Origin of the sequence: Emticicia oligotrophica DSM 17448 (assembly GCF_000263195.1) — a bacterium.
Lineage (GTDB): Bacteria > Bacteroidota > Bacteroidia > Cytophagales > Spirosomataceae > Emticicia > Emticicia oligotrophica.
In genome coordinates this window covers 3,182,393-3,201,682 of record NC_018748.1, presented here as the reverse complement: position 1 = coordinate 3,201,682, position 19,290 = coordinate 3,182,393, and the positions used below count along the sequence as shown (strand labels likewise).

General features: G+C 29.6%; 15 protein-coding genes. 9 read left to right on the top strand and 6 right to left on the bottom strand.

Translation table 11 applies throughout. From position 1 onward, the window contains the following. Positions 1 to 165 precede the first annotated feature (165 nt). The 8 genes from EMTOL_RS13365 (at position 166) to EMTOL_RS13330 (ending at position 9,686) form a co-directional block, all read left to right on the top strand. Complete coding sequence (locus EMTOL_RS13365) at positions 166 to 516, top strand: helix-turn-helix domain-containing protein (RefSeq protein WP_015029829.1); 351 nt, start codon at positions 166 to 168, stop codon at positions 514 to 516. Next, complete coding sequence (locus tag EMTOL_RS13360; RefSeq protein ID WP_015029828.1) at positions 506 to 2,713, top strand: DUF3987 domain-containing protein; 2,208 nt, start codon at positions 506 to 508, stop codon at positions 2,711 to 2,713. The genes EMTOL_RS13365 and EMTOL_RS13360 overlap by 11 nt, the downstream gene beginning before the upstream one ends. A 77-nt stretch (positions 2,714 to 2,790) precedes the next feature. Next, positions 2,791 to 3,141, top strand: a complete 351-nt coding sequence (locus EMTOL_RS13355) for a DUF3127 domain-containing protein (RefSeq protein ID WP_015029827.1) — start codon at positions 2,791 to 2,793, stop codon at positions 3,139 to 3,141. A 266-nt stretch (positions 3,142 to 3,407) separates the two neighbouring features. Next, positions 3,408 to 4,538, top strand: coding sequence for a cysteine desulfurase family protein (locus EMTOL_RS13350; RefSeq protein ID WP_015029826.1), 1,131 nt, complete (start codon positions 3,408 to 3,410; stop codon positions 4,536 to 4,538). A gap of 11 nt (positions 4,539 to 4,549) precedes the next feature. Beyond that, positions 4,550 to 6,793: a DEAD/DEAH box helicase family protein gene (locus EMTOL_RS13345; protein ID WP_015029825.1), complete on the top strand. Its 2,244-nt coding sequence runs from the start codon at positions 4,550 to 4,552 to the stop codon at positions 6,791 to 6,793. Next, complete coding sequence (locus tag EMTOL_RS13340) at positions 6,786 to 7,004, top strand: hypothetical protein (protein ID WP_015029824.1); 219 nt, start codon at positions 6,786 to 6,788, stop codon at positions 7,002 to 7,004. The genes EMTOL_RS13345 and EMTOL_RS13340 overlap by 8 nt, the downstream gene beginning before the upstream one ends. Before the next feature lie 29 nt (positions 7,005 to 7,033). Continuing rightward, positions 7,034 to 9,190 (top strand): coiled-coil domain-containing protein, encoded by a 2,157-nt coding sequence (locus EMTOL_RS13335; protein WP_305953238.1) that lies wholly within the window; start codon positions 7,034 to 7,036, stop codon positions 9,188 to 9,190. Position 9,191: 1 nt separating this feature from the next. Continuing rightward, positions 9,192 to 9,686 (top strand): DNA phosphorothioation-associated 4-like protein, encoded by a 495-nt coding sequence (locus EMTOL_RS13330; RefSeq protein ID WP_015029822.1) that lies wholly within the window; start codon positions 9,192 to 9,194, stop codon positions 9,684 to 9,686. A 22-nt stretch (positions 9,687 to 9,708) separates the two neighbouring features. Here the strand turns inward: EMTOL_RS13330 and EMTOL_RS13325 are convergent, their stop codons facing one another. From EMTOL_RS13325 to EMTOL_RS13300, 6 genes are read right to left on the bottom strand one after another with little or no spacing between them, the layout of a single operon-like run. Continuing rightward, positions 9,709 to 10,545 (bottom strand): hypothetical protein, encoded by an 837-nt coding sequence (locus tag EMTOL_RS13325; RefSeq protein ID WP_015029821.1) that lies wholly within the window; start codon positions 10,543 to 10,545, stop codon positions 9,709 to 9,711. Positions 10,546 to 10,548: 3 nt separating this feature from the next. Beyond that, positions 10,549 to 11,688, bottom strand: coding sequence for an ATP-binding protein (locus tag EMTOL_RS13320; RefSeq protein ID WP_015029820.1), 1,140 nt, complete (start codon positions 11,686 to 11,688; stop codon positions 10,549 to 10,551). A gap of 5 nt (positions 11,689 to 11,693) precedes the next feature. Continuing rightward, a complete protein-coding gene (locus tag EMTOL_RS13315) occupies positions 11,694 to 13,331 on the bottom strand; it encodes a hypothetical protein (protein WP_015029819.1) in 1,638 nt (545 codons plus the stop codon). Further along, a complete protein-coding gene (locus tag EMTOL_RS13310; protein WP_015029818.1) occupies positions 13,332 to 14,450 on the bottom strand; it encodes a phosphoadenosine phosphosulfate reductase family protein in 1,119 nt (372 codons plus the stop codon). Next, complete coding sequence (locus tag EMTOL_RS13305) at positions 14,428 to 17,652, bottom strand: hypothetical protein (RefSeq protein ID WP_015029817.1); 3,225 nt, start codon at positions 17,650 to 17,652, stop codon at positions 14,428 to 14,430. Before EMTOL_RS13305 ends, EMTOL_RS13310 begins: the two co-directional genes overlap by 23 nt. Further along, positions 17,639 to 18,511, bottom strand: coding sequence for a DUF4007 family protein (locus EMTOL_RS13300; RefSeq protein ID WP_015029816.1), 873 nt, complete (start codon positions 18,509 to 18,511; stop codon positions 17,639 to 17,641). The genes EMTOL_RS13305 and EMTOL_RS13300 overlap by 14 nt, the downstream gene beginning before the upstream one ends. A gap of 252 nt (positions 18,512 to 18,763) precedes the next feature. Here EMTOL_RS13300 and EMTOL_RS13295 point away from each other — a divergent pair, with 252 nt between their 5' ends. After that, positions 18,764 to 19,282 carry a hypothetical protein gene (locus tag EMTOL_RS13295; protein WP_015029815.1) on the top strand — a complete coding sequence of 173 codons (519 nt, stop codon included), beginning with the start codon at positions 18,764 to 18,766 and terminating at the stop codon, positions 19,280 to 19,282. Positions 19,283 to 19,290 lie beyond the last annotated feature (8 nt).

The window sequence follows — 19,290 nt, the reverse complement described above, 5'->3', positions numbered from 1 at the left end:
TATCAAGTTAAATAAAATCAAAATACAAAACACTGATAATCAAAACATTATATCTTAAAAGATAGCATAAGGTTACCAAATGCCTTCAAATCATTACCTTGTCATTAGTTATGGATTTTTACATAGATTAACTTTGGTTCATTGTTTAAATTAATTATAAAAACAATGGATAAACAAATCCAAAATTCGATAGAACAATTCGTCCAAAATCTATCAAAATCAATTACAGAGGCTATTTCTGACCAGTTTTCAGAAATGCTCAAAAGCCACTCAATAGCCAGCACTCAAACTCCAAAATCAAAATATTTTGGTATAAAAGAAGCTGCCGAGTATCTAAAAATAGCCCCACAAACACTTTATGGGCTAACATCAAAGCGTGCAATCAGATTCATTAAAGTATCTAAAAAAGTTTTGTTCACAGAACAAGATTTAGAAGACTATTTGGCAAAAGGTAAAAAAGAGACAGCATCAAACTTAGTAGCAAATTATAGAAAAAGGAGGATAAATGCTGCATAGTATTTTTAGAAACTTCACTAACCTAATTGATGAATTAAGTCTCAAACAGGTTATTGAGATTATTAAATCGAATGAGTATAAAACCTCGATTGATGCCCTCAGAGCTGCTAATGAAGAAGTACAAGAGGAATTGAAGAAAAAACTACCTGCATTTACTCCATGTGGCACTTTTACTAATCAACGGCACACTGAAAACCTCCAAGTTTACAGTAAGATTATCCACCTTGATTTTGATAAAATCGAAGCTGATTTGTTAGATATTGCTTATGAGTTAGCAATTACCAATCAATTTACTAAGGCTTGTTTTGTAAGTCCAAGTGGCAATGGTTTAAAGGTTTTTGTGGAGGTGGATACAGACCAAGATAATCACTCAAAAGCGTATCAACAGGTTCAAAAATACTTTGAAAAAGAGTTAGGTATTCAAGCTGATGCTAAATGTAAAGACCTTGCAAGACTATGCTTTTTTAGTCATGATACTAATGCTTTTTATAATGATGCCAGCACGATTTTTAAGGTTGATACTAATGAGCAAAAGCAATCTGAAAAACCTCTTAGGACTATTCAAAACCATGTTGAAGGTAGTTTATTAGATGAAATCAAGGGCTTTACAGAACAAAAAGAGGGGTATTATAAAGGTAATCGAAACAACTTTTTACACCTATTTGCATCCAACTGCAACAGAAAAGGCATCGAGCAATCAGAAGCCTTAAACTACGCTTTGCTGAACTTTGATTTAGGTAAGGAGGAAGTAAAAACCTGTTTTCACAGTGCTTATTCAAAATCTCATGAATTTGGCAAGTTTGCAGAATTTGCAAGTTTGCAACTTTGTAATTTACAAAATGAAGAGCTTGAAAGTGATACCACTGAAAGCAACACCCCTAATTCATTGAAGGAAACCCCAGCATTCTCAAATGATATTTTTGAGCAACTGCCACAAATCTTGAAAGATGGATGTAGTGTATTTGAAGAACCACGAGCAAAAGATGTATTCCTTCTTAGTGCTATCGGTGTATTAAGTGGATGCCTTCCAAATGTGACAGGACTCTACAAAAATGAAAAAGTTTTTACTAACCTTTTCACTATGGTAATTGCACCGCCTGCAAGTGGTAAAGGTACAATGAAGTATGCAAAAAAACTTGCAGAAACATATCATGATGCTGTTTTCCAAGATAGTAAACAGAAAAAAACACAATATGAGATTGATTTAGCCAAATATGAAAATCAACTTCGAAGTGGCTCAGGAATACTGCCAAGTAAGCCTAAGCCCTGTTTTCTCAAAGCTATTTTAATACCAGCAAATACTTCAAATACAAGGTTATTGCAACTTTTGAATTACAACAAGGGCAATGGTATCATCTGTGAAACTGAAACAGACATCATGAGTCAAGCCAATAAGCAAGAGTGGGGAGGCTTCTCTCCTTTGCTTAGAGGTGCTTTTCACCATGAAAGTTATTCAATGGCACGGAAAGCAGGTGATGAGTTTATTGAAGTGAAAGAACCTAAGATTTCCACTATTCTAACAGGAACACCTTCACAACTAAATAGCCTAATCCATAGTGTCGAAGATGGATTATTTAGCAGGTTTCTGTTTTATGCTTTTCAAACTGATTTGATATGGCAAAGTCCTGCACCAAAGGTAAATAATCAAAATTATGATGCTTATTTCAGTAAATTATCTAATCAAGTGTATGATTTAGTTAAATATTTGGAATCCAGTCCAACAGAAATTTTATTATCTAATGAGCAATGGGCAGAATTTGATGAACTTTTCAAAGAGTTATTGACAAAAGCAACTTATCATGGAGATAATGCAGCAAGTATTGTCTATCGCATGGGCTTAATGACCTTTAGAATGTGTATGATTCTGACAGCATTAAGAAAATTTGAAAATAAAGATATTAGAAATTTACAAACGTGTTCAGATAAAGACTTTGATATTGCCACTTCACTCATTAGAGTTTTGTTTGAGCATAGTTTGTTGATTTTCAATCAATTACCCAAAAATGGCATAGGTCAAAAAGCAAGCAAAAATGCTTTCATTCAGAATTTACCTAATGAGTTTATCAGAAGCCAAGCTATTGCTATAAAAGATAAATTTCAACTTTCTGAAAGAACCGTTGATGACTTGCTTAAAAGTGAAGAGGGTAAGACCCTCAAAAAAATAGGGTTTGGTAAATACCAAAAACTCAATCTGTGAAATTGCAGATTTGCAGACTTGCAATTTTGCAAACTGCAATTTATTTATATTTTTATTCATTTTAAATACCATAAAAAATGGTAACATTAACAGGAAAAATCACTGACCTATTCCCTGAAAGGTCAATTGATTACAAATCAGGGGAGAAAAGTAGCAAAATGGAGTTTTTGCTTAGTATGGAGGGCAAGTTTCCCACCAATGTAGTTGTAGAGGTATGGAATGACAAAATCAAAAATCCAAACCTTGCAGTAGGTAATGAGGTTGAAATTGGCTGCTATTTAGGAGCGAGAAAATTTGAGGGAACTGGTAGATGGTTCAACAACCTCAAACTGCATGACCTCAGACTATTGAAAAAGGCAACTGCTGAACCTGTCAAAGAGCAACCAACCAACACAACTCCTACAGAAGGCGACGAGCCACCTTTCTAAACCAAACAAAACCCTCACGGTGCCAAGACATAGTGAGGGTTTTATTATTTTATAAAGATTCTAAACTAAATTATGCTTCGCTGGATTTACTTTAGCTACGCCAAAGCAAATGAAAATTACCCCAATCAGTCAAATGGTTGGGGCTTTTTCTTTTAGCTTTGAAAATGAAATACCATTTAATAAATCCCTGTTGTTTAATAAGGTAATATTCAGTAAAATTGTACACATAAATTATCCATTAACACAAATGAACTATTAATTTTCAATTGAATACCTCTGAATTAATATATTTTGATAACAATGCTACTACACCATTAGATGAGAGAGTGCTTGAATCAATGTTGCCTTATTTCAAAAATGATTTTGGTAATTCCTCAAGTAGTCATCATTTTGGGAAACGTATAAATAATGCAGTTCAAAAGGCTCGTGAACAAATTTCTTCTTTATTAAATGCTGAACCTAAAGAAATTATTTTCACATCTGGTGCTACTGAGAGCATAAACCTTGGATTAAAAGGCTGTGCAATCGCTTACCAAAGTAAAGGTAAACATATCATAACTTGTAAAACTGAACATAAAGCAGTTTTAGATACTTGTAAATATCTTGAGCAAATTGGTTTTGAGGTAACATATATCTCTGTAAAAAATGATGGAATAATTGATATAGAAGAGTTTAAAAATGCTCTTAGGAAAGATACAATTATTGTGTCTATAATGTGGGTAAATAATGAAACTGGGGTTATTCAACCAATTGAAGATATTATTGAGCTCACACACGAAAATGATTCAATCTTTTTTACAGATGCAACACAGGCAGTGGGCAAAATTCCTATTGATGTATATGAATTGGATATTGATTTGCTAAGTTTTTCAGCTCATAAGTTTTATGGACCAAAGGGTATTGGGGGACTTTTTATAAAAAGAGGTATTAAAGTTGATACTCAGCTTCATGGAGGAGGACATGAATATGGGCTAAGAAGTGGCACAAGTAATGTTCCTGCAATTATTGGAATAGGTAAAGCCTGTGAAATTGCATTAGAGGAAATGAAAGTTAATTCTGAGTATGTTAAATACTTACAAAATGAATTAGAAGATAGGCTTTTACAAATCAAAGGAACATATTCTAATGGAAATAAGAGTAATAGAATTTACAATACTCTAAATATTTGTTTCCCTTCATTTGATGCAAACTTTTTTATAGACAAATATAAAAATATTGCAGTTAGTAATGGTTCAGCTTGTACTGCCGCTTTAGTACAACCATCACATGTATTAATTGAAATGGGATTATCTGAGGAGCAAGCTCTAGGAAGCTTGAGATTATCTCTTAGTAAAAAGAATACTATCGAAGAAGTAAATGAGCTGATTAATATTATTACTACATACTTAAAAAGGTAATTTTAGATAAGATGTTAAAATCTGTTGATTGGTCAGAGGATAGGGATTATAAAACTGGAAGTGATAATGAACCTCTCCAGTTTTATATAGATGCGTTGTGCAATAGTAAATCGTTTGATTTGTTATTAGGCTATTTTAGTTCTACTGCAATTAATGTTTTGTCTCTCGGATTTGCTAATTTCCTTTATTCAGGAGGTATCATGAGAATGGTAATCAATAACATACTATCTCCACAAGACAAAGAGGCTATCAAGAATGGTTATGAGGGGAAGGTAAATTATTCAAGTATAAAGTTGGATGATATAAAAAGTCTTAAAAATACTTTAGATGAATATGGAAAACATTTCTTTGAATGTTTAGCATGGTTGATTGCCAAAGAAAGAATTAGGATACAAATTATTCAACCTAAGATTGGCAAAGGCATATCTCATTACAAATCTGGTATTTTTGGTGATAGTGAAAATAAAGTTGGATTTAAAGCTTCTTGTAACTTTACAGCTTATGGTTTGTTAGAAAATCTTGAAGAGTTAGATAGTTTCATGTCTTGGGAAAATGGTAGGTCAAATAAATGGATTAATGCTCAAAGTAGGTATTTTAATGAAATTTTTGAAGGACATGCAGATTTTGTAGAATATTTAAAAGTGGATAATATTTTAGTTGCTATTAAAAGTGAGTTTGGTGAAAAATCTATTAACGAATTATTGGCAGAAGAAAAATATCTTTTAGAAAAGAAAACAAAACTACCAGTAAATGAAAAACTAAATAAAACTTTAAAAATTGCATATAAAAAGATTGAAAAATTTGAAGAAATAGAACAACAACCAAAGTTCCCAAATGGAGGAAGCCCAAGGGATTATCAAGCCCAAGCCTACAATAATTGGCAGAATAATAGCTATAAAGGTATCTTTGCTATGGCAACAGGTACAGGAAAAACTATTACATCTTTAAACTGCCTTTTGCAGGAAATAAATAAAAAGAACAGTAATATCTACCATTGTTTGATTTTAGTTCCTACCATTACCTTAGTAAATCAGTGGGAAGAAGAAGCTAAAAAATTTAACTTTTTAGAAATTATAAAAGTCTCTTCCAAAGTTGATTGGGAAAGTAATTTAGCTACAACCCTTTCAACTGTTAAAAGAATACCAACCCCATTTGTAATTATTACCACTTATGCTTCCTTTATAAAAGAAAGGTTTCAGAGATATGTTAAGGCTTTACCTGATGATACATTATTTATAGCAGATGAAGCCCATAATATTGGTTCCAAAAGTGTACTTAATAGTTTATCAAAATTAACTCTTCAAAAACGTATTGGATTGTCGGCTACTCCTAAGAGAATTTATGATATTGAGGGCAGTGCGGCTATGGAAGGTTTCTTTGATGATAAAGAACCATATACCTATTCATTCTCAATGGAACGGGCAATAGAAGAAGGAATACTTTGTAAATACTACTATTATCCACATATTGTAACTCTTGTCGAAGCAGAATTAATCGAATATATTGAAATAACAAAAAAACTTGCAAAATTTTACAACAATAAATCAGATAGCTTTGGTGAAAATGATATTGTTGAAAAATTGCTTTTGAAAAGAAAGAGAATAATTCATAAAGCAGTAAATAAATTACCAAAAACAAGAGAGATTTTAGAAACTCGTTTTGAGAAAGAAGGTAATCTCAACTATACTTTTGTGTATGTTCCAGAAGGTAATACTCAAGAATTAACTGAGGATGAAAATAGTGATGAAGAGACAATAAAAATTATAAATCAATATACAAGGGAGATTGGTAAAATTGATGATTCAATTAAAGTGAACCAATTTGTAAGTGGAATGGTAAACAGAAATGAAGTTTTAGACCAATTTAGAGATGGCAAAATTCATGTTATTGCATCAATGAAATGTTTAGATGAAGGTGTTGATATTCCAAGAGCTGAACATGCAATTTTTTGCTCAAGCACTGGAAATCCAAGGCAATTTATTCAAAGGAGAGGAAGGATTTTACGTACTCATCCACAAAAAGATATTGCTGTTATACACGACCTTATAGTAATACCTGATTTAACATCTTCAAATGCTGATTCTGATACATTTAGAGTGGAAAGAAGTTTAGTTGAAAAAGAGTTAGAAAGGGTAATGTATTTTGCATCCTTGGCTATTAATCCTTTTGAAACAGAAAATGTATTTTCAGAGATTTGTAAACATTATGATTTGAATATTTATACAATTCACAATAAATTGAAAAACAATGACTAAAGAAGATATACTAAGAGCCTACTTAGAGGATAATTTATTTTTAGAAAAAAAATATTTGAAAGAAGGAGAAGCTAACAAATATAAATGGTCATCACTCACAGGGAATTACTTGATTGATGTAATTAAGATAGCTATTGAAGGTGAAGTGACTAAGGAAAGTTCAAATGTAACAGAGAAGAAGATAAACACATTAATGAATAGGCAATCATGATACTAAAAAGCATAGAACTAAACAACTTCATGTGTTATGCTGGCACAAACAGATTTGATTTTACTGAAGGTATAAATGTTATCATAGGTGATAATGGTTATGGTAAATCTAAACTATATGATGCTTTCTATTGGGTAATGTACAATAGATGCTTTGACACCTCCTTAAAGAAGTTTGCAGAAACAAGTTCTTTGAAAAGATTAATAGTTTCAGACAAAGCAATAAAAGAACAAGAAGATGGTAATATTACAGCGTCAGTAATACTTACCTTTCATAATACAGAAAAAGATAGTGTGTATATTTTAGAAAGGAGATATACAATTAATAAGTCTGGAGAAACTATTAAGGAAGACCAAGACAGTGAGGAAATAATTTGGTTTAAAGAGTTATCCTTTTTAAATGCAAGAGAAATAAAAGACAGAGATGAGATAAAAAGAATAAAGAATAATATATTACCAGATAATATTAAACCATATATGTGGTTTCAAGGAGAACAAGTTGAATCAATAATTGATTTTAATAAGAGCGATACATTGACCCAAGCAATTAATGTTTTATCAAATATTACTCGATTTGATAATATAATTGCAATCGCAGAAAATTTAAAAGAATCATCATCTAAGGAATATAATAAAAAACAACGTGACTTAAGCAGTAATAAGGGAGAAAGTGAGCAGTTAGAGTTGAAGAGGCAGGAGTTAATTAGACAGATAAAAGCTCTTGAACTCCAAGATATACAGATAAGGGATAACTTAGCAATTGCAGAGGAGAAGTCAGAATTTCTTTTGAATAAATTTGCTGATGCCAAAAGCATACAAGATATAGAAGCAAAAAGACTCTCAATAGAGAAAAACTTGAATGATGTACAAGATGAATTTCATGAAGAGCAGAAAAACCTTCATAAACGCATGTTTACTAATAAGTGGGTTTTGAAAGGAACTGAAAATTTATTTGAAGAATACAGTAAAATTTATAGTTCGTTTGAGCAAGTAAAGTTACAAAATGAAGCAAATATTAAAGCAAAACTGGACTCAGAAAATGCTTTACTGATAGAGTTACAAGCAAGATTACCTATTGATGTTCCAGAACCAATCCATCTTGAACACATGTTAGGCATAGAAAGATGCTTAGTTTGTGACAGGGAAGCTCCAAAAGATTCAGTCCCTTGGCTTAAAATGAAAGAGCTTATGGACCGTTCTAAAATGAAAATCAAAACTTTAGAGGATGAAGAAAAAAGTGTACATAATTTTAGTGGAGATTTAAAAAAACTATACCAAAATGGGCTTGGGTTGAGTCATAATATTAAAAATATTGATGATGATATTTCCTCTACCTTTAGAAGATTGAGGAAGCTTGATAAAAAAAGGAAAGCTTTATCAGAAGATTTATTAAAAATTGAGTCTGAAAAAAACAGTTTAATAGTGGATGCAGCATTAAATGTAAGCCAAGCAAATAACCTTTTGAACGAATATTCTGCTCAAAATGAATTAGTGAGACGTTCAAGCAATGAAATTATTTCAAATTCTAATATTATATCAAGGAAAAAAGAAGAATTATTAACTATTGAGGCTCAATTAAGTAAATTAGTTGTTGGTGAGATTCCAGCTTATTTATTGGATAAAGTAAGAGTTTTAGATGAATTTTATCAGGTGGCTCATTCTACGAGAAAACGAGTTTTTAATAAATTAGTTAAAGTGTTAGAAGAAGAAGCCAATAAACATTACTTAGAAATGACTCAAGATAATATGTCTTCAAGGGGAGTTATTAGACTAAGAGAATTAAGTAATGGAAAGAATTATATGCCTGAATTAGTAGATGAAAATGGTAATGTGTTGTTACAGCTGAATACTGGTAATATTATACTTATAAAGTTGGCAACTATTATGGCTATTATATCTGCACGACAAGGTTCAAGAGATACGGATTTATACACATTGATTACAGATGCTCCTATGTCTGTATTTGGAGAAGATTATACAATAGGATTTTGTAAGACAGTTAGTAAGGTTTATAGACAAAGTATAATCATGAGTAAAGAGTTTTATAAAAACATTAAGCTTAGAGAACAATTATTGACTGATTCTGAGATTAAACTTGGTAAAGTTTATTTGATTACACCTTCTATTACAGAGAATACGAGAAGTAATAGAAATAGTTTATCTACTAACATTGAAAAGTTGAATTAATATGGAATTGCTAAAAAGAATAAAAGATAGAGCTCCAGAATATGATAACCAGTATTATCAAATGATATTAGATTTTACTATTGAACAGGGGGGGAAAGCTGGTACAAGTAACGAGGAAACAAGATGGAAACAGGGGAAATATTTCTCTACTCGCTATGAGATGTATATGTATGCTGCATTATTAGGTTTAAAGAAAGACTATAAAGTGCCTATTGCTTATGGAACTGAAACAAGCAAATTTATAGAAATGAGAGCATGGCAACCTCAAGATATTACAGACTATATCATCATGGGGGTTTTAGCAAAGTCAGGTTTTAACTTCAATGAATTAGAAAATCTTGAAGAAGAAAAAGTTGAGAAAAAGATTACTGAATTACGTGGATTATTAGAAGACTATGCAAATGGTGGTTTTGATATTATTAGGTCTAAAAAAGAGGAAAATCCAGCTTTCTTTTTGCAGAATGAAAACTGTTTTATTGATTTGCTTGATGGTTAAAAATAATTTCTAAAATGCAAATTTAATTATGAAAGTATTTAAAATAAGATTTTGAATCAACAAGAGCAATACTGGTTTTGATTTTATTAAAATAATCAGAGTGTATTCTACTCTCAAAAAAAGAAGAGTGTTTTAAAAGAATATCGCGTAAAATACCATATTTTTTAGAATCACTAATTACATCTTTATATAATTCATAAATACCTTCAAGTTTAAATTCATTAATCGCATACTTAATTTGTCCTAATTTTAATTTAAAATCTTTATTTTTAATTTGACCTTTTGGTACTTCAAAATTATTCATTTCTTTTTCTAACAATGTATATTCGGTTGCATATTCAGAATAAAGTGATGATAGATATTTCTTTAAATGATTAGAAGTAAAATCTTGATTCTGCCGATATAGAAAAATAAGTAAGTCGACACTATCTTGAATATATCCTATTTGATTTTGACTTAAATGGGGAGTAAAAAAAAACTTTGCAGGTGAATCATCCGTATAAAAAAGAATATGTGCTTTCTCAAAAGTATTTAAGTAATATCCTAAGAGGATACTATAGTACTCTCCATTTTTTTTTGTGTATTTTAAAACCTCCAAAACTGAGTCATTCAAATCTAAATAATCTTCTTTAGTATATATTTTTTCTCTAATACAAATTAATTTAGAACTAATTGAATCAACTCTGTCTTTAGGGTAAGGTTGTATATTTTTAAATTTTACAAAAATGTTTTTATTTATTTCTTCAAAAACTTTTGTACATATTTTGAAATTAAGATTTGAAATTTTCTTTAATAAAAATTCATCCTCATCTATATGAAGTAAATTTATAACTGTACAAGCATCAAAAATATATTCCATTATTTATTCTTTCCAACCAATTACATCGCTTTTATTTTCTTGATAAAAGGTATTATCAATAGGTGTTTTGTTTTCCATTTCAGCTAACTCAATTAGCATTCCAAGAGCTTCATTAAATTTTCTAAGAGAAACATTTCCAAGGTCAGTAGCAATGGTTTGAATTAAGCCCTCATTAAATGGATGATATTTATTTTCACCTGCAACATCCTTTTCAATACGGTATGCCTCTAAAAGTTCAGCAACATACTCCAATAATTCTGCTTGTTGAGGGATTTCAAAGTTAATTCTATCTTTAATTCTTGATTTAACAGCTTCACTAATATATTCTCCTAAATCTTCAATGTTAAAAAGGGATGTTTGTGTAAGATTAAGAAACACCAATAAATTATTGGGGGTATTGTCTAAAAGTTCTCTTAAAAATGAGTTAGTTTTATCACCATTAACTTTAGTTAGAATTGCAATATCTTCAAATTCATCAATCCAGAGTATAATTGAGGAAAAAAACAACTTCTTAAAAGTTAAACAAGAAAAAATTATTGCAAGTAGTTTTGCATAGTCGGTATCAGGGTTTAAAACCCGTTGTATGCCAAAATCTGTGAGAGTTCTATTATCAGAAGTATTTGTAGAACCATATAAATATCTTCTAAATAAGTTTACGTCAATAGCTTTATTGAAGAAGCCTTTTGCTACATTTTTAATGAAAATGTTATCTCCAATTGTATCTATAAAATCCGTCAGTTCCTTATTGGATTTTAAAAATAATTCATCTGATTTTGGAGTAAATATTTCACGAATGTTAGAAATATCTATTTTATCAATTATGGAAATAAAAAAATCATCAATTGGTGATTTACCTTTAGGCAAAGTAATGAATAAAAAGTAAGGTATATTCCCATTATCTCGAGCTAAATCTTCTAAAACAGTCTGTTTTCCGAAGTACCTTGCAGCATGTGTTTTACCACTACCATACTCACCCCAATTCAAAACTAAAGATGAATTAGGTATTTTAATTGCCTTTTTAATTCTACCTTCAAACTTTGCTTTAACTATTGGAAATCCTGCCCAAATTATTTCATCAGGATTAATTGCTGGAATTAATCTAAAAGGATTTGATTTGAGATTAAATAAATCAGAATAAGGCATAAAATTTATTGGGGTTGAATTTTTTGAATATATCCATCACCATAACTGGATTGATATTTATATATATATTTATTTGGAAAATTTTCTTCAATTATTGTGGATAAAGCACTTTCACTGATAGAAATATTATTTTTTAAATATAAACAATATTTTGTAAAAGTAAATGCTTGAGATGATGTTACACGATTTGGGGCAAGCGTTTTAAAGAGTGAAAAACTTTGGTCAATATATTCATCGACTAAACTATTTATTAGTTCTTTTTTAGGGATAGCCCCATAATTACCATTACAGGACTTTGAATAAATATGTGGATAAAAACTTCTAATAAATTCAGATGAATCTAATACATATCCATTTTCAATATCAATCCATGAATTTAATTCACTAACAAGTTCTATGCAATTATCATTTATTTTAATTAGATTATTATCTAATGTTATTAAGTCGAGGTCTGCTAACCAATTTAATCTTGGTATTATAATGTGTTCAAGATATTTTTCAGGCTTTTTCCAGCTAATTACCCTTTTTTCAATTTCCTTAAGTAGAGAAATTGATTTATTATTCTTATTATTTATTTGATTAGATATTTTTTTTATTTTCGATATGAGTAAACTTTGAAATTGTTCAATAATTTGTTTTGATGAAGAAACTGGTCTAACATACAAAAATTCAAGGATTATTGAAGTGTATAAAAAGTCTTTTTTTAGTATAACTTCCAAAAAGAATAGTTTATCAATTTTATCTAAAACAAATACTTCAAGACTATTATCAGTAAAAAAATCACGAATTGTTAAGTAAGTTTTTAACCATTTTGTTGGTACAACAGCTCTATTTATGGTTGTAATCAAATCCATTTCTTTTAGTAGTGTTATATAGGGTTGTGCCGATTTCCCTCTAAAGTCTTGAATAATTCCCTTATTATTAACTAAGTCATTCAATTGTGAAGTAAACAACAAACTGTACTCTTCAAATCTCTTGTCTATAAATCCTTCAGGTATTTTTTTCCTATCTCTAATAAATCTAAAAAATAATTTAAGATACCCCAATCTTCTAACCTTAGTATTAGTATTTAGAAATTGAACTGAAGTAATATTTTTTGGTTTCTCATATCTATAGTATGATTTGCAATAAATAGATTCTAAATTTACTACCTTGGCTGTTCTAATTGAATGAATAATTTTTTCGACAGTTTTTAATTCTAATACTTGTACATTTATTGAAATTTCTCCAATATATTTTAGCTTATCAGTATTTGAGTTATCACTTATAAAATTATAGCTACTGACTAAATTATCATGAATAGTGGATAAGTCTTTTACCAGTTGTAATATTGTATTTGCAATAGATATTGGTCTTTCTACAAAATTACGTTCACTATTGACTTCGTCCAATGTCTCATTTATATTGCTTTTTTCTAAATTGTTACTAATTGAAATTCTAAATTTAGTGACTGATGTATCTGCTGTAAAATCAATTAAATTGTTTATATTATTGATTGTTGGAAGAGCATTAATAAATGACTTTTCTAAATTTAATGATATAGAAATTTGGAAACTTCCAATATTTATATGCAAAGCATGATATTTATTAAAAGATTCTTGATTATCTGATAAATTGCATAAATAAAGTATTATATCTTCCATTTAAATAAAGCAACTTGCACAACCTTCTCCTTCTGCATCAGCAAGAATATCAAGCAAGTAATGTGATTGTGATTTATTTTTTTTAAGAGTTCTTTTAATATAATCCTCTTTAATCCTTTGAATTCGCTCAGGTTTTATTAGTTCAGATAAAGGTTCATCTTGTATCCAAGTGTATCCATCTCTTTCATATTCCATTGCTTTTAAGAAAAGCTCACGGTGTTGTTCATATAACCAAACCCACTCTATTTTTTGCTGGTAAAAACAAAAAAAGCAACCTGAACGACTTCTCGCATAAGTTCCTTTTTTTCCATTTACTTCAAACTCTACTTCTTTATAATATTCAGGTACACCAACACCACTCGTTTCTAATATTCTAAAAATATCACTTCTAATTAGTACATCGTCATTATCTACTAAAGGGAAAGATGATTCTTTAGCTAATGGGTATTCAGTTGATTGAATAAATGTAAAAACTATTTTATTAAAATCCTTAACACTCAAATCCAATAATTGATTTAGCTTTTGATGCAAACCATAGGATAATGATAGTGGAGTTAGTAAGACTTCATTGAAGCGAATAGATTTCTCATTTTCTTCCAGAGTATTGAATATCTCAATTACTTTGTTAATATTGTTATTGGATAGTACTTTTGAAATTACATCTTCACTCCAAATATTACGACGGAAAGGGAAAATAGACTGAATATTGTTTTTCTTGGAGATATAACCCTCTCTATCCTCATCTCCTCTAATACCAACATAAGAAATTACAGGGTCATTGCCCACAAATTTTTCAAATGGGTCAAGTTTTAGTTTTTTTGTACACCATCTTGAATTGGAAGAAGGTAAAAAACCCCCATACATTTTAAGAAAATGGTCAAATGGTAGCTCTGGGCTGTTTTCTGCTCCTGCTAAACGAATTATTTTTTTACCTAAGTAAACTTCTAAGTTATCAATGAGCTTGTATGTTTCATCAAGCTCTTTACCAGTATCAGACGTATAGTATTCAATGTCTAAGTCAGGATATGTATTTTTCATATATATCGCCAATGCAGCACTGTCTTTACCACCTGATATACCTAATACATGTCTTACTTTACTCATTTTTAAATAATTCATTAAGTAGATTTGTTAATGCTGCAATATTCATGGTTTTATCCTTCGATAAAGTTAAACGTATAGATTCTTCAATTAGTTTAACTTCTGCTTGCTTACTTTTAGGCAATCTAATCAATTTTTTACTACTACCTGAGTTAAATGAATTTATCTCCAAACTTATTACATCTTCTTTTTCTTCTGAGAAATCTGATTTTGATATTTTTGTTAAGCTATCAAGCTCCAAAATCATAGATTTGAATTTCTCATAAATTAATGGTTCATCATTATCTTTTAATTTTTCTAAGGTAGTACCTATAAGGGCTTGGGTCAAAGAACTTAACCATGCTTTATGGTCATCTAATTGTGAATCAAGTCTTTGAACAAAAGTCTTTTGTGCAGCTAATAAGAGATGCTTTTTTAATTTCTGATACCTTTTTTGAAGTAATGGTTTATAAACTTCAAATTCAACTCTTTCTCCAATAATTTCATCTTGAATAAATAAATCAATCCTATTAACCAATTCCTCAAAAGAGGTTCTTAGTTCACGTATTGCATCTTGAAGTTTAATTGTATATTCTTGCAAATCATCTTTTGAACTCTGTAGTTTACCCAAATTAAAGCCTAATGCTGTTGGAAAATCAGTAAAAAATGTTTGTTCTGGGTCTTTTGAATTAGCAATTGCATTTCTAATCGCCAAAGTTTCCTTACTTAGTCTTTTTGTATTCTTTGAGTACTCAGGTAAATTTTTAAAGAAGGTTAAAAATGGTTTTATTGTTTCAATAAAAGTATCATTTGAGATAGTTTCCCCCGTTGTTTGGTTCAAAAGGAGTCTATAACTATTAAATATGTCAAGTTTTATTCCTTCTACTGAAAATGTCTTTAACTCATATTTCTCAGGATATTTGGTTAATAATTCCAATACTTCTTCATTTAGTACAGGTATATATCCTCCTTCTCCAAATAAAGCATAGTCATTTCTTGTAATAAACAGAAAGCTTGGTATCCAAAAATCAATTAATCCTTGTTTAAGTTTAAAAGGTCTTTTGCTAAGAATAGTACTTAATTCTGATATTTTTCTTTTTGCTGTCTTCGAGCTTTCTAAAAATTCTATTGATGCTTTCCAAAGTGGAATAAAATTATTTCCTGTTTTTATATTTATGTCATCTACTTTCTTGGAAGAAACATCAATGCCATTGTTTTTTAACAGTGTTAGATAGATAGTTTTTTCAGGTGGAAATTTGTCCTTGGAAAACCCTAAGTCCAATTCTCCCCAATTATTTGCGAGTGCTTTAAAATAGTTCTTTTTTGCAGAATGTATTGATGCTGAAATTTTATGTCGATTGACTAACTCATTCTTAAAACATGGTGTGTCCGTATAAACTGCTAAACAAACTTGTGATATGAACTTATTAAATTCTTTTTGATTTTGTATCCTTTTTTCTTGTCCTTTAAAAATCCAAGTCACTTCTCCATTATAATGCCCATCAATGATATAGTGATTCAATAAATTTTTATGATGAATCAGTACATTTTGTAACTCTCTCCATGCTACTTTATCATCTTTATTTTCTTCAATTACCTTTTGGGTTTTTTCAATTTCAAATAACTGGTCTTTTATTTTTTTTGCATTATGGTAAAAACCATAGATAATGGCTTCTTCTTGTTCTAAAGACTTTTGTTTGACCTGTGATACAGTTAATTGTTCATTAAAAATTAGATTAATAAATCCATCTATTTCTCCAATTGGAGCATTACTAATAGGTTTATCTGAAATAACATAATCGAATATTCTGGGTGTGCCAGTTTCATAAGAATACATCTTAGCAAAAATGGGTGGTAGTTGATAGTATTTCTTTAAAAGAGTCACAACATCACTAATTTCACTAACTTTATTACCTGCCTCATTAAGAGCTAATTGAATATCAAGGTCTGTACCCTCAAATAGCACAAACCGTTTACTATAATTACGATAAAGTATTATTTTTTTTTGGTCTAAGGCTTCTATTAAGATTGTAGGTTTTTTAATCCCTAAACAAGTTTTTGAATAATTAATTAAAAAGTCTTCATCCAAAATAGAACCTTTAGGACTTATTAAAGATAATAAACCAATAGTTTTTATCAGTTTGTCATATTCTTCAAGGTTATCATCGAATGACCTTTCAACATTTTCTAAAGCACTTCTAATACTTGTCCAAGCTAAAAAATCAGGATTATTCTTTGTATTTATAAAAGAATAAAAATTAAATATCAGATAATCATAAACGTTGGCAATATTGTAGAATGGATTTTTTGACGTAATTTTTACTTTGGCTAAACTTGTATGGTCAGTTGACTCCAAAAATGAGAAAAGAGACCTTTCATTTTGACCATATTTTTGAAGACACAAAGTAAGTATATTAGCAGCTAACAAATCTAAAGGATGTAGCTTATTAGCTATTTGAATAGCAAAATCCTTATCTAAACTAAATGCTTTGGTGTCTTTTGTAATTTTTAATGCCCTCTTTATTGAATCACTATCTCCTTCTTCTTTTGTTTGATTGTCTATATGTTCAGCAGCCAAAAATAGTAATTGCTCTACTGGCTCATTGAAAGTAATTTCTCTAAATCTACCCTTTACTTTTGTCCATTCCTGCCTTTGTGTATTTGATAGTGAAAAAGAATAACCATCGAAACTTTGATGAACAGTAGTAATTAGACAAATATTGTAGTCAGAATTATTTACAAACTCTGTAAGTTGTTGAATGAAATAAAGTTCTTTCTCTGGTTCATGCTGAGCAGCATATTCTAAAAACTTACCTAACTCATCGATAACAATTATTAATAAAGGGCTTTTTCCCCCTAATTCATGGTATTGATTATAAATTTCAGATAGTATATGCTGTGGTTTATTCTGATGTTCTTCTACATGGAAATATTCTGCAAATGATTCTGTAATAGATTTATATTCACCTACAAAGTTTATTATTTTAAGAGAAGGATTTGTTACCAAGTTAATATTAAAAAACACTTTCTTAGCACTTAGACTTTGCCCAAAAGCCCAAAGAAATGAAGATTTACCTGTGCCATAAGTGCCAATAATATTGAAAGAACGTAGTCCTTTCTTAAAATCATTGGCAATTTGATTTACTACTCTTGTTGAGTTAGGAGTTGGATGATAAATCAAATCCCTATTTTCATCACGGATAATATTAACTGATGTTGTATATTGACTATTTTGCTGCATAATACTTATCTAATACTTCAAAAGGTGTTGGTTTAGCTTTAAATTGTAATTCTCGGATACCAGCTTGGTCACTGTAAGTAATATTAGCATCATTTGATACCAATGCCTCAATTTTATTTACTAATCCAGAACGATTTAAAGCAAATATACTTGATACACTGTTGGGCTCTTGTTCTAAATATGCTAAGCTAACTGACATATTAAATGATTGGTCGCACAAAATACTGTAAAGTATTGCATATTCAGATAAATTGGGTCTTTCTGTGTTTTCAATTATAAAATATACATCTTTCTCTCTATTATGGGCTTTAATAATTTCAAGCTCAGAAAGAAGACCTGAAAGCGTATCTTCTTTATCTTTTGAATCTTGCCTACAATATAATTTTATCATCACATCAAAATCATCACCAACAGTTTTTTCATTTGTGTTTATTCTTAATATTTCTGACTTACGTTTGATAAATGCTAAAAAATTATCTTTCGTGAACTCAATTTTTTCTCTCCTTAATTCATTAAACGTTAATCCATAAATCGTGGCATAACCCTTTGTAACTAAGTGATGATGTAAAATCCACAGACTTGTTTCATCTTCCAAATAGGGGTCCCACCCATCATTAGATAAGAGTTTATGTGCTAATTCAGTTAGAATATCATCTGAATCTAACAATTCAAAAGCTTTCATCCAATATCTTATAGATGCTACCATATTCTTTCCTACACCCAATATTACAACAGCATCCTCATCATTGAAAGACTTGCCACTATTTATAAAATCATATCCTTTTTTTAACCATAAACTACGACATTGAAAGGACTCATGTCCTGAAAAGGAAAATCGTTTGTTTTCTATTTGAACCATCTACACTTTGAATAAATATTTGTGTAAAGTTAAACAAAATGAATGCAAGATTGAATAATTATTTTTTTAACCTTTAGAGTTGTATTAAATGAAAAAGATAAAATTTGAATTAAAAATTACTTGTTATTCTCAAATTAATTCTCAAAATTTCAGCTTTAATCATATACATTCTTAAAAAAATACCATTCAAAGTAAATTGCGTATAGAACCACAGGATGCTTTAATTTTTACTCTAAATGAAATTTTGGAATCATGAATGATTACTTACTTAACTTTGAAGAGATAGAAGGATTAACTGTCCTTGAGTTAATTGAAAAACTTAATCTAATAGATGGTCTGCCACTAAAGACCTTAACACTTAAAGATTTGATTTTCTTTAATGGTAAAGCTTTAAGAGGTGGAAGAGGCGTATATCTCTTTAAAGATGAAGCTAATAGCTTTTTTTATGTTGGTATGGCTTCAAAAAGAAGCTTTATTGAAAGAATACCAGCACATTTTGATACTAAACCAGAAGCTTGGATGAATACTTTAGTGAAATATCACACTGATAAAAATCATAATATTAACAATAGAACTTATGATAATTTGGAAAACTCAGCTATGTTAACACTCGATACTTATTCTTTGATAATGATTAACTTTCTATATTATAATCCTGTTAAAATAGCCAACTTTGGAAGGCTTCTTCGAGCTGTGTTAGGTACATATAATCAAATAAAAAACCAGAATTTTGATAAAAGTAAGAAAATTAGCGATTTGCTTTTAAATTAGTTTAATCA